The organism is Paenibacillus sp. FSL M8-0334 (assembly GCF_038000405.1).
In the GTDB taxonomy this organism is placed as follows: Bacteria; Bacillota; Bacilli; order Paenibacillales; family Paenibacillaceae; genus Paenibacillus_AQ; species Paenibacillus_AQ campinasensis.
In genome coordinates this window covers 1,349,934-1,362,505 of sequence record NZ_JBBOCH010000001.1, presented here as the reverse complement: position 1 = coordinate 1,362,505, position 12,572 = coordinate 1,349,934, and the positions used below count along the sequence as shown (strand labels likewise).

Annotated in this window: 9 protein-coding genes; 8 read left to right on the top strand and 1 reads right to left on the bottom strand. The window is 44.7% G+C overall.

The genetic code is table 11. The features are described 5' to 3' along the window. Nucleotides 1–114: 114 nt before the first annotated feature. Nucleotides 115–1,383: a phosphoribosylamine--glycine ligase gene (gene purD / locus MKX64_RS05880; protein WP_095398639.1), complete on the top strand. Its 1,269-nt coding sequence runs from the start codon at nt 115–117 to the stop codon at nt 1,381–1,383. Between the two features lie 197 nt (nt 1,384–1,580). Here the strand turns inward: purD and MKX64_RS05875 are convergent, their stop codons facing one another. Continuing rightward, the gene (locus MKX64_RS05875; protein ID WP_255223044.1) at nt 1,581–2,954 is read right to left on the bottom strand and encodes a lanthionine synthetase C family protein; all 1,374 of its coding nucleotides are present in this window, start codon (nt 2,952–2,954) and stop codon (nt 1,581–1,583) included. Between the two features lie 196 nt (nt 2,955–3,150). Between MKX64_RS05875 and MKX64_RS05870 the strand changes: the two genes are divergently transcribed. From MKX64_RS05870 to MKX64_RS05840, 7 genes are all read left to right on the top strand, one after another. Further along, complete coding sequence (locus MKX64_RS05870) at nt 3,151–3,303, top strand: FDLD family class I lanthipeptide (protein WP_095267177.1); 153 nt, start codon at nt 3,151–3,153, stop codon at nt 3,301–3,303. A 92-nt stretch (nt 3,304–3,395) separates the two neighbouring features. Then, entirely contained in the window at nt 3,396–4,640 is a 1,245-nt protein-coding gene (locus MKX64_RS05865) for a lanthionine synthetase C family protein (protein ID WP_095267178.1), read from the top strand. 56 nt (nt 4,641–4,696) lie between these two features. Continuing rightward, nucleotides 4,697–5,353 carry a winged helix-turn-helix domain-containing protein gene (locus MKX64_RS05860; RefSeq protein WP_095267179.1) on the top strand — a complete coding sequence of 219 codons (657 nt, stop codon included), beginning with the start codon at nt 4,697–4,699 and terminating at the stop codon, nt 5,351–5,353. A gap of 2 nt (nt 5,354–5,355) precedes the next feature. Beyond that, nucleotides 5,356–8,571, top strand: a complete 3,216-nt coding sequence (locus tag MKX64_RS05855; protein WP_095267180.1) for a lantibiotic dehydratase — start codon at nt 5,356–5,358, stop codon at nt 8,569–8,571. Nucleotides 8,572–8,680: 109 nt separating this feature from the next. After that, nucleotides 8,681–10,456, top strand: coding sequence for an ABC transporter ATP-binding protein (locus tag MKX64_RS05850; RefSeq protein WP_244908269.1), 1,776 nt, complete (start codon nt 8,681–8,683; stop codon nt 10,454–10,456). Between the two features lie 146 nt (nt 10,457–10,602). After that, nucleotides 10,603–11,319: a response regulator transcription factor gene (locus MKX64_RS05845; RefSeq protein WP_095398640.1), complete on the top strand. Its 717-nt coding sequence runs from the start codon at nt 10,603–10,605 to the stop codon at nt 11,317–11,319. Continuing rightward, entirely contained in the window at nt 11,316–12,515 is a 1,200-nt protein-coding gene (locus tag MKX64_RS05840) for a sensor histidine kinase (RefSeq protein WP_341035509.1), read from the top strand. Before MKX64_RS05845 ends, MKX64_RS05840 begins: the two co-directional genes overlap by 4 nt. Nucleotides 12,516–12,572: the final 57 nt, after the last annotated feature.

Below are 12,572 nucleotides of genomic sequence, written 5' to 3'. Positions count from 1 at the left end.
CATATGAACCGTGGGAGTTCCTTTTAATACATGAATCATTCAGCCCGTGAATGATGCGATGCGGCTGATGGATCGATCCGATCCGAAGATCTTAATATGAACCGGAGGTAGAGCATGGACATTTTGGTTATCGGAGGCGGAGGACGCGAGCATGCCATCGTATGGGCGCTGTCCAAAAGCCCGAAAGCGGGAACGATCTATTGCGCACCAGGCAATGCGGGGATTGCCCAGTTGGCACAGTGCGTGCCGATTGCCGTCTCGGAGTTTGACAAGCTTACGGCTTTTGCAGCGGAGAAGCAGGTGGGACTGGTCGTAGTCGGACCGGATGATCCGCTTGCTGACGGCATCGTTGATGCGTTTGACGCAACAGGCATTCCTGTCTTCGGCCCCCGGAAAAATGCCGCTGAGATTGAAGGCAGCAAAACCTTCATGAAGGATCTGCTGCAGAAATACAGCATCCCGACGGCAGCTTATCAGAAGTTTGACAACTATGACGATGCGCTGGCTTATCTAAGGCTGCAGAAAGCGCCTATTGTCATTAAGGCCGACGGTCTGGCGGCTGGCAAAGGGGTTACCGTTGCTCGTACGATGGAGGAGGCCGAGGAGGCGCTCCATAATATGATGCAGTCGAAAGTGTTCGGTGAAGCCGGCAGCCGGGTTGTCATCGAGGAATTCCTGGAAGGGCAGGAGATGTCGATTCTGGCCTTCGTTGACGGAGAGACAGTGAAGCCGATGTCTGCGGCCCAGGATCATAAGCCGGTATATGACGGGGATAAGGGGCCGAACACGGGCGGTATGGGAACCTACTCCCCGCTGCCTCATATCGATCCGAGCATCATTGAGGAAGCGGTTGAGACGATTATTAAGCCGACCGCGAAGGCGATGGTTGCGGAAGGTCGTCCGTTCCGCGGCGTCCTGTTCGCCGGACTGATGATTACGCCGGACGGCAAGCCGAAGACGATTGAGTTCAATGCCCGATTCGGCGATCCGGAGACGCAGGTCGTGCTCCCGCGTCTCAAGACCGATCTGCTGGAGGTATTCCTTGCAGCAGTGGAAGGCAGACTGGATGAGCTGGAGCTGGAATGGAGCGATGAAGCGGCCGTCTGTGTCATTCTCGCATCCGGCGGTTATCCGGCTTCGTATCCTAAGGGGCTGCCGATTACCGGCCTAGAGCAGGAGACGGAGCATACCCTTGTCTTCCATGCAGGAACCTCCCGGGATGAGGATGGCACGTGGAGAACGAACGGCGGAAGGGTATTGGGTGTCGTCGGCCTCGGTCCGGACATTGAGGCTGCGCGTGCGATTGCCTATCAGCGTGCGGAGCAGATCCAATTTGAAGGGAAGCACTGCCGGTCGGATATTGCGCTGAAAGCGTTGGTATAATTATTGGCAGTAATAGAAAATGATAAAAAAGAGGAGCTCTCATTAATGGGAGCTCCTTTATATTAGACTATTATATTAATTTGCTTTCTATTTATTGGTTGTTTATCTAGAATTTATTTTTCCTAGATAGAATTTATTTATAAATAATAATTTAATTACCTTATTATCCTAAAATATATTGTTTAATGGAAGTACGGCTAGGAGAGCATTAGGAGATAATCCCAGTCATTACTCTGTTGTTCTGCTACGCTGAGCAGAACCGAACCAATTCCAGCAGCTCCCTCCAGAAGCCCAGCTTTTGTTAGCCAACGCGTGCTCTCTGCCGATTCCGGTTCCGCATCCTTAAAACATAGTGGATGGTTGGGATTGAAGCGTTGGAGCAATTCGGTAGTTATTCGTTGGATTAAAGGTTCAAGTTCCGGAGCTTTGCTGTTACTCCACATACGCTGACACATCAGCAGGAGTCCCGACAAGCCATGGCATATTGAAGGGGAGCTCATTTCATTCTTTTCACATTCATAGGTGACGGATTGGATAAAGGTCTGAAGTGCATGCTGTTTTAGGCTTGGATTCTTTAAACTCAGTGAGGCTGTATATAAAGCGGATGTCACCCCAGGTGTGCCGTAGCACCAAGCCTCTCTTTGGCGTTGTAATGTATGTCCGACTGTCTTTTTATCATATTCAAAAGGAATAATGTGGGGCCAGTAGGAACCCAATTCGTCTTCCTCTTGTGAACTAAGCAGCCATTCTGTCATATATTCAATTGCGTTATGCTGTCCGGGAATTTCAATTCCGCTGTTATAAGCAATGGATAATAAAGCGAGGGGCCCGGGGATACCGTGCGCCATCCCACAATTAAAGCTGCCCATAGAAAAAATCTGCTTGTCTCTGTCCGTCAAGTGAAGCTCGCTAGGTGTAAACCAGCCTGGAACAGTCTTGCCATGCACCTGTATCGGTTGGGTAAGAGTGATCAGAAATTGAAGAAGAGGTTCTATTAACGGAGCTAGGTGGGGGGCGGCACAATTTTTTAACAGATATCTGCCGAGACCGCTCGCGCCTGAGATCGTATCAAACGTTTGTACAGGCACTCCGTTTTTTTGTTTTGCTAACTCCGAACAGGCCTGCAGCCATTCTTCAATTAAGGGGGCCATCCAGCGATGGATTTTATCTAGAAATTGTGTATAAAATTCACCATGATTTGATGCGGCCACTACGGATGATGCAATACCGGTCCAGCCGCTAAATAGTGATATATCTCGTGTTCCATATTCAGCAAGATAGGATTGAATCGCTATCAAATTCGAGTGTATTGCTTCGTTCCAATTAAACGTATTGTCTATTTCCCTCCATAATGATAGCAGATGAATATTACCTGGATAGCCATGAGATAGGGAAATGTCACCCCATGGGAATACATCGGAACCGCTCAAAACGTTGTCTTTAGAATGGACAGCTTCTATTACGAATTTGGGATCGCTTAGACGAACGGCGATTTCTCTACTAATTTCTACTGCTTTATTATGTAAGGAAACAGACTTTTGTTCTTTGACAATCGATATATAGTCATTCACGCGGGTAACCTCCTTAATTGCTCTATACTTCATTATGTTACGAAATACCATTCTTGTCTTTAAAATGTAATTAATTGTTAATTAATAAGCTTTTAATAATGACTTTTTATTTAAGGATTAATTAAGGAATAAATAAAGACCATTTAATAAATGGGTTTATATTATTGAGTTGTAAATATGAAGGAGGTGATATTCCATGAAGAACCAATTCGATCTGGATTTGCAAGTAGCGAAAGATGAGGTTGCTCCTAAGGAAGTACAACCTGCTAGCGGCCTAATCTGTACTCCATCTTGTTTAACCGGAACACTTAACTGCAAAGTCAGCTTGACATTCTGCAGAACTTGCTAAGTTAAGGCAGACACGCAACAAAAGACACGGTTATTCAAACCGTGTCTTTTTCTCACATTACAGTTAGACGAAAAGGAGACATTGGGAATGTGATGACTCACTTGAAGGAGCAATCTGTCCGGATTAGCCGATCTATAGCGGAAAGAGTCGCTAACCTATCATATATAGAAAGCATAGTTAAGAAACCTGAAAATATGTCCCCTTCCAGAGGAGATGCCCCATGGAATCCGGCTTCCCTAGCAGATGGAATTCCTGGAATATGGGTGTTATTTGCGGAGTGGGATCATCTTGAACCAGAAAAAGAGTGGAGGATGCTGATTCACCAACATGTTCTGTCCTTAACAAAAGACTTAACGTTCAGCACTCCTAATCTTTCGCTTTTTGCAGGAATAACGGGATTATCCTACGGGCTGTTGTTAGCATCGGATAATCGAACTCATTATAGACAGGCCATGACAAATCTTAATCATTATATAGTAAGACATCTGGCCACAACTATATTAGAAGCATCTCAATGGAATGCTCTGGAGGTCGTCAATGGTTTAAGCGGAGCCGGCAGATATATATTAGAATGCAGTCAAGATGAGGGTATTCGCGATATTGCCGATCTTTTTTTTTCCATGCTAATTGCAGAAGCCAGCTCATGTATGGAGGATATATCCTGTAGCCGGACAGAAGTGGTTCAGCTTGGGGTTGCTCATGGTCTAGCAGGAATTCTTGCTCTATTCACTACAGCTCTACACAAAGGCTTTGAAGTGGATGGCTTACAGGCAGTCATTCACAATATCGCTGACTATCTGGCCAAGCACGTTCGGAGAGATCGATTCGGATTGTACTGGCCTATTTCTTCTGAGCGTCATTTTTCCTTAAACGATGGTGAGGAAGAGTCGAGGGAAATTGAGGGCTGGTGTCACGGCACCTTAGGGATCGCGGTAACATTATTAAGAACAGGATTAATTTGCGACAATGATCATTGGAAAGCGATTGCACAGGAAGCTGCGGGCTCCGTGTTCAAGCTGGGTGATTACGAGTTGAATAGTATGACATCTTCATTCTGTCATGGGTTGGCTGGTTTATTACAACTCTCAAATTCTATTTATGCACTATGTGGAAGTAAAGACGCTGCGCTGTTTTCTGACATCGTGGCTGATAAGCTGGTCAACAGATATGACGAATCGGTTCCTTTCGGTTATCAAGACATGGAAGATCGCGTCTTGCTCGATAGCCCAGGTTTGCTTCAGGGCGCTGTCGGGATTGCGTTAAGCTTACTTGAGTATGGAAGGCGGGATGATCCTCAGTATTCGGGTAAATGGAGAGAACTATTTTTTATTGCATAACATGCAGCAGAACCATTCTAGCAAAGCAAACAGGGCTATTTAAATAGGGGGATTATATGAAAAAAACAATAATTGTTGTTGCACCCGATAGTCCGATCCAGACGTTTTTTAGCCGAATGAATAAATCCAATAGTATTCAAATTATGTTTTATGACTTCTTTCACGAAATTGAACATGCGGTTGATCATCGATGTATTGGCGTCATTGTATGTCAGTTGGACCTATCGCTGAAGGAATTATCAATCTGGTCAAGTCTAAGAGAAAAAAGCAGTATTCCATTTGTATTTCTCACACCAGGCAATAACGAGCAGCTAGAACTCGATATTCTGCATCAACTTCTTTCCCTTTCCTCACAATGTGATTATAAACAGGTAAAGAAGGAAAGAGATCTGATTTATTTATCGCCAGAGGTCATTTTTGATCCCAATGTCAAAATGATTTGGAAGCAGGGCGAGGGGCAAATGCTTACACTGATGGAATACAGATTGCTGGAATATTTCCTGGAATGCGGTGAATGGGTTTCCGATATTGATCACATCATCAATAAAGTGTGGGGTGTAGATACTTTTACTTCATCTAACACTGTATATGTTCATATTCGGAAGCTGAGAGAAAAAATTGAGGAAGATCCCAGTAATCCGAAAATACTGGTAACTTGCCATGGGCTAGGGTATCGATTGAATGTCGTAAACAATAATTTGGAGGTAGGCTAGTTATGAAGGAGCTTTCCAGTATAAATCATTTGAAATCGGAGAGATGGTTTAAGTCGTGTGATTTCTTTTTAGTGAGAATTCCCTTGCTTTCTCTGAATGCCTACCTGGAGGTTCTGTCGCGACAGGATTGTCAATCCGAGGCAGCCCGAAAGACGGAGGAACGAATAATAGAGGAAGCGGCCAGCTCTATCATTCAAGAGGCTATAGCGGTTGCATCTCCATCCTTGAGGTCTTTTTTAGACTGCTTGAATACGAGAACAGATGAAGCTGACCGAAAAACCCTGCAGAAATATGAGAAGACACTGATTAGTTTTCTTCGATATTTTATTAGAATGACGACCCGGACGACGCCTTACGGATTATTCTCAAGAGTGGGTCAGGGGTACTTCGGAGATCGCAGCGATCTGGATATTGGTTTTGTATGGAATAATCGAAAAAGAGCTAGACCTGATATGGAATGGATTTTTCATATAATCAAACTCATCGAGTCTGATCCTGCTATTGTTGATGAAATAATGGTTTGCCGCAATAAAACAATGATGTTCAAAGGAAATCGAGTCAAATTGCCTGTTCGTCCCCAGTATGGGATGTTGAACCTTGAAACATCTCCTGCCGGTACAACATCCATTGGATTATCCGAGGTCGTTGACTTTACACTTCAAACTGCTGAGGAGCCAATAGAGGTGGGGACGCTAAAGCATGCTATTCTAAAAGCTTTCCCGGAAGCCACAACGGACATTGTTCACCATTTTTTGTCCCAGTTGTTAGAGCAGGAGTTTCTCTTAAGTGAGCTTCGTCCGCCCTTCATGGATATTTCTCCGCTGGAACATATACAAGGTGTGCTGTCCGGGAAGAACGGTTCTGAGCAGTGGGTTAAGCTTTTAAGTGATATTAAAGGCTTGCTCTCTCATTATGAGGAATGTCCTATCGGAGAAGGCGAGCTTATATATCGTCAACTCACAAAAACTATGAAAGATGTTGTAAAGACGGATAATTTGGTTCAAGTGGATGTTAAGCTCAAAAAGAATGTGATGCTTCCTCGATCCGTAGCGGATGATGTTGTGCTAGGAGCTGAACTTATGTGTAAGATGTTCGTTGATGAAGGTACCGGATTAACAGAGTACTTAAACCGATTTCTCGAGAAGTATGGAGTATATCAGGAAGTTCCGATTCAAGAACTGTTTGATCCAGATTGGGGGCTAGGAATTCCTGAGGCCTATCAATCCGGAATGCGTCCTGAACCGCAGCAGAACTTATATGCACGTAACTCGGTATTATTCCAGCTGGCAACTGAGGCTATATGTCAGGGGGCTGTTGAAATTCAGCTTACAGATGAACACATTCAGCAGCTAACGGCTGTTGACAGTCCCGATAAAGCTCCGGAATCGCTAGAGATTTATTACACTTTGCTAGCAGATTCAGCTCAGCATGTCGATCAGGGGGATTATATGCTGGTACTGGGTGCAAGTGCAGGGTCAAGCGGGGCGGGGAAAACGATGGGACGCTTTCTGGATATGCTGGATCCGACGTTTATAGAAAAATTAAAGCATGCCCATACGCATCATCAACGATGTCATCCGGATGCTGTGATGGCTGAAATGGTGTTTATGCCCGCCAATGGCAGGGTAGCAAACATTATGATGGGTAGAAATGTGATGGAATACGAAATCGTATCAGGCACAACATCCTCTAAGGATGAGGAGCACACCCTGCATATTGACGACTTGCTGGTCGGAGCTACATATGACCGCTTTTATATTAAATCCAAAAGGTTAGGTAAAGAGATTATTCCGATGCAAACACATATGTTTAATCATCGAATTTCTCCTTTTATTTTTCGGTTCCTTAGTGATGTATCCAGAACATCGACAGGAACGTGGTCTTATTTTAATTGGGGTCCGGTTGAGCAATCCCCCTTTTTACCGCGGCTCAGATACAAAAATATTATTATTAGCACTGCGCAGTGGAGGCTTTCTAACATCACTCTTGATTGGTCACACTCAGGAGAAGAGTCGGAATGGGACGCTAAATTTAACGTATGGAAGAACAGATGGAGAGTCCCACGGTATGTATATTTGACGATGGGGGATAACCGGCTGCTTCTTGATTTAAACAATCCTCTATGCGTCAAAGAATTGCGACGGGAATTCGGGAAGCTTAAGAACGGCCAGGAGCTTCTTCTAACAGAGTGTATATCGCATCCAAGCTCTACGCCTATAACCTCTAACAGCGAAAAATATATCGGGGAATTTGTTTTTCCTCTGCTCCAAAGTAAGGTGGATGTAAAGCCTTCTCCTAACCGTGATGAAGCAGGAAGGTCAACAGATAAGAAAGCTTGTTCACCATTCGTAGCCAGAGGGGTGTTCCCAGGCGAAGAGTGGCTTTATATAAAATTGTACGGTACTTATGAAAGGGAGAACGACCTGATAGGTTTGCATTTGGCGGATCTGTGGGGGCGAATGGCATTGGAGAAGTGGGGGCAAAAGTTTTATTTTGTTCGCTATAAGGATCAGGAACATCATATCAGGTTAAGGTTTTACGGAGATTCGCAAGAGTTGTGGTCAAAAGGGATTCGAGATTTGAATCAATGGAGCAAGAAATTACGAGATGAAGGCCTTCTAAATCGAATGATTATTGACACCTACGTTCCGGAAATCGAAAGGTATGGCGGTATGGAGTGTATGGAAATGGCAGAGTCTGTTTTTGCTGCAGATAGCAAATTCGTAAGTCTGTATCTGGGGGAAGTCCGAAAAAAGCAAATACAACTAGCTGATGAAGTGTCAGCAGTCATCAATATTTTGGACATCCTTTCCAGCTTTGGTCTGAACATGGAAGAGCAGATGAATTGGCTAGAACAGCGAATTGATGGTAAAGAGCATATGAAAGCCTACCGGGAATTGAAATCGGACATCATCAAAGCTATGGAGGCCAAAGACTCGGGGCAATTGTTTAAGGCTGAAGCTCCGAATCCTCTCCTTGAGGCATTATATGAGAGACAGTCGCTGATTAGAACATATTCTGAATTTATTAATAAAGAGAACGCTAGGCGCTCAGGATTAACCAATGACCCGAGCGATATTCTGGCCAGCTTGGTGCATATGCATATCAATCGTTTGCTTGGTATAGATCGCGAGCTTGAAATGAAATGCATGGCATTGGCTAAATTTGCAGCAGCTCATTTTTATCATGCGAAAGGAGCTCTAAATGCTATCTCCTGATACTACTATGAAGGATGATTACGTGTCGTTTTCCTCTAAAAATATATTGCGGACATTTCTGTTTTGGCCGCGAATATTTAAGCTGTTATGGGAGACCCACGCTGCGTATTTGATCGGTATTCTAATCGTAAGCTTGCTTAAGGGCATTCTACCGGCTGTCGTCCTTATTGCAACAAGAGAATTAATTAATTCTGTAATCGGGGGAGTAACTGCAGGAGACTTTAGACCTGTCTTGCTTGCTTTCGGTTTTCTGATCTTCCTTAACATTTTATCGGATCTGTTTAATATCGTTGACGGATACTTCCGGAAAATGTTTCAGAGTCTTCTGTCCAACCGGGTGAACTTAAAGATTATTGAGAAGGCGCATCTAATGACGCTGCAATCTTTTGAAGACGCAGATGTTCAAAATAAGCTTCAACGTGCGCAAGCCGAAGCGAATTATCGACCATTCGAAATATTTGTGCAGATGCTGGCTATCATTAGCAGTGTCGTAACGTTGTTTTCTGCTTGCGCAATTCTTGTTGCCTGGAAGTGGTGGGTTATATTTGTAATCTTCCTAATTCCATGTCTGTCCTTCTATTCTTTTTTGCAGATTGGACAACGAGAATTCAATACTTATTATCGGAGAGCGGCGAAGCAGCGGGAGTCCTGGTACCTTTCGTTCTTGGTGACACGGGATAACAGCTTTAAAGAGATCAAAATTTTTCAACTGGGACATTATCTGCGCGGGAGATATTTAGATATTCTTAAGGAGTTTTATAAGGAAGATAAATTTCTTGCTGCCCGCAGATCGTATACTTCGTTATTTTTTCAGACAATCAATCAAGGGGCATGCGGAATCGTAATATTTCTTGCTGTTCATGCCGCTTATATGGGGCAAATTATGCTCGGGAATCTTATAAGCTTTATTCAAGCAATTGGCCTAACCCAATCTACCTCACAAAATATCGTCCAAGGCATTCTGAGTCTGTGTCAGAATAATCTGTACGTCAAACAGCTGTTTGATTTTCTGGATTTGCCGGAGGAAGAAGAGGTGCAAGGAATGGGGCAACGTATTTCCGGTATACAGAGCTTGGAATTTCGTAACGTATCCTTTAAATATCCGAATACCGATAGATACGCCATTTCGAATATTAGTTTTACACTGAATAAAAACGAGAAGCTAGCTATTGTAGGCAAGAATGGATCTGGCAAATCGACGATTGTGAAGCTGATTACACAATTGTACTCGGATTTTGAAGGAGATATATTAATTAACGGCCAATCGATACGGGAGCTAAATAAAGATAGCTTCCGAGAGAAAATGGGAGTCGTATTCCAGGATTTTGTACAATATGAAATGACAGTTAAAGACAATGTTGGTTTTGGGGATGTGAAGGGAAAAGACAATGATCAACTCGTATGGAAAGCTGTTGAACAATCGGGGATTACCGAATTGATTCACAACCTGCCTAATAAACTGAATACCGTGTTGGGCAAATGGTTTGAGGAGGGACAGCAATTATCCGGAGGTCAATGGCAGCGTGTTGCCATTGCCAGAGCCTTTATGCGTAATGCTGATGTATATATTTTGGATGAGCCGAGCTCTTATTTGGATCCTCATTCGGAGAAGGAGGTTTTCGGGAAGTTCGAGCAGCTCACAGAGGATAAAATCGGGATTTTTATTTCTCACCGACTCTCTACTGCCAGAACGGCGGATAAAATCATTTTGCTGGAAAACGGCCGTATTATCGAAGCGGGCACCCATGATCGTCTGATGAGATTGAATGGTGCTTATAATGAAATGTTTGAAATTCAAGCATCCTCCTATCTCTCAACGGATGATTCCGAATCTCTGGAGGAAAGTGAGTATTTATCGCCATTAGTAAGAACCTCGGCTGAATAGAATATAATAGAAGCAGCTCATGATGGATAGATTTCCAAGCATGAGCTCTTTTTATTTTCAAAAGTGAACAGAGGTTGATAAATTGTTTCATTCTCCCTGATCTGTTATATAATACATGTATTATAAGATGTATTGGAGCAGAGGACATGGACCATATTTCCGTTTTGCTGGTAGATGACGAGCAGGGGTTGTGTGAAATGCTTGCCGCTGTGCTGAAGAAGGAAGGCTTTCGGCATATTCGGACTGCGGGAACCGGACGTGAGGCGCTGGAAGCAGTGATAGAGTCGGATATTGATGTAATCGTGCTGGATGTGATGCTTCCGGACGAGGACGGATTCGAGGTGTGCCGGAAAATACGAAAAATCACCGAGGTGCCCGTCCTTTTTTTGACAGCCAGAGATACCGATTTGGACAAGCTGATGGGATTTGGCATTGGTGGGGACGACTATGTTACCAAGCCCTTTAATCCGCTGGAGGTGGTTGCCCGGATTAAAGCCCGCGTGAAATATAAAATGCAGCGGGAAAAGCCGGAGATTGCCCGCTTGGCGCCGATGGATTTTGGTTACTTCAGGGTTGAGCTGGAATCGGGGGAGCTCATTGTAGATGGAGCGCATGTGGAATGTCCGGCGCGTGAATGGGAGCTGCTGGTTTATATGTGCAGCCATCCCAATCGAATTTTCAGCACACGTCAATTATATGAAGCCGTGTGGAAGGAGCCGTATCTAGGGGATGAGAAGACGGTTGTTATACATATCTCCCGGCTTAGAAAGAAGGTTGAGCCTGATCCGAGCAAGCCGCAGTTTCTTGTTAATGTTCGTGGTCTGGGGTACAAGATGATGGTTCCGAGGAAGGAGCCGACATGAATTCTATGGTGAAAATGGCGTTTCGCTTTCTACGCCTTACCCTTCTGTTTGTAACGGCTTTAGTCATTAGTTTTATTATATGTGCGGTTGGATTGTTATATATTCAAGAGCATCTGGATTGGCTGAACCCGGTTTCGCCGCGAACTTTATTGCTGTCCCTAGGATTTATCCTAACAATTGCATTTGTTTGTGCTTACGGCTGGCTCGTAGGCAAGCCGCTCATCTATTTCATCCGCTGGATTAACAGGCTGTCCAAGGGGAACTACACCGAGCCGGGAGAGCACTACCGTATAAAACACTACCGTAAAAAACATGATCATAAAGAACATGATAAAGAACATGACGACCTGACCGAAAAACCTGTCTACCGTTACCCATTTGTCTTATATAAGGAATTGTTGGAGCAAATGAGCCGATTGACGGAGCAGCTGTATAAGAGCGAAGCGGAGCGGCTGAATCTGGAGGCTAAAAAGCAGGAATGGATTGCTTCCATCAGTCATGATCTGAAGACGCCGTTGTCGTATATCGAAGGCTACGCCCACATGCTGACGGCAGCCGAGTATCACTGGAGCGATGAGGAGAAGCTGGATTTCAGCAGACAGATCAGCAGCAAGACCGCGGAGATGAAGCAGCTGATCCAGGAATTGAACCAGACGAGCCGGTGGCAGGTGCAGCAGGAGCGGGGGGAGACCGACAGCCTTCAGGAAGCTAAGAAGCGAACGCCAGGTGCTGCGAGCAGTGTGAACTTTCCAATGAACCTGCAGGAGGATAATATCGTGGACTTTGTTCGTGATACGGTCATAGATATTGCGAACCATCCTATGGCCGAGCATACGCTGTTCACATTTACGGCTTCCGAGCCTGTGCATATGATGGAGTTTGACAGCAAGCTGTTCGGCAGAGCGGTTCAAAATGTGCTGATGAACGCTGCGATTCACAATCCGCCAGGAACCCAGGTGACATGTGATCTGGGCTTTCGAGAGAACAGCTGCCTCCTTGTTGTCGAAGACGATGGAGTGGGGATCGATGAGCAGGCGCTGAAGCGGGCTTTATATCATTCCGGTAAAGGAATTGCGATTGCCAGAGCCTTTATTGAAGCGCACTCCGGTCATATGAATATCGTCAAATCGGACGGCGGCGGTACGAGGGTGGAAATCACATTGCCGATGTTGGACTGCGTTGTTGAACTCATGTAGGACTGCGAAGTAGGCATGCCAATTAGGGTTGGTATTGACGTAGGTCTGAATTATGCT

Excerpts from the sequence above, each read along its gene's own strand:
- purD (WP_095398639.1), top strand. The coding sequence starts at position 115 with ATGGACATTTTGGTTATCGGAGGCGGAGGACGCGAGCATGCCATCGTA.
- MKX64_RS05870 (WP_095267177.1), top strand. The coding sequence starts at position 3,151 with ATGAAGAACCAATTCGATCTGGATTTGCAAGTAGCGAAAGATGAGGTT.
- MKX64_RS05865 (WP_095267178.1), top strand. The coding sequence starts at position 3,396 with ATGACTCACTTGAAGGAGCAATCTGTCCGGATTAGCCGATCTATAGCG.
- MKX64_RS05860 (WP_095267179.1), top strand. The coding sequence starts at position 4,697 with ATGAAAAAAACAATAATTGTTGTTGCACCCGATAGTCCGATCCAGACG.
- MKX64_RS05855 (WP_095267180.1), top strand. The coding sequence starts at position 5,356 with ATGAAGGAGCTTTCCAGTATAAATCATTTGAAATCGGAGAGATGGTTT.
- MKX64_RS05845 (WP_095398640.1), top strand. The coding sequence starts at position 10,603 with ATGGACCATATTTCCGTTTTGCTGGTAGATGACGAGCAGGGGTTGTGT.
- MKX64_RS05840 (WP_341035509.1), top strand. The coding sequence starts at position 11,316 with ATGAATTCTATGGTGAAAATGGCGTTTCGCTTTCTACGCCTTACCCTT.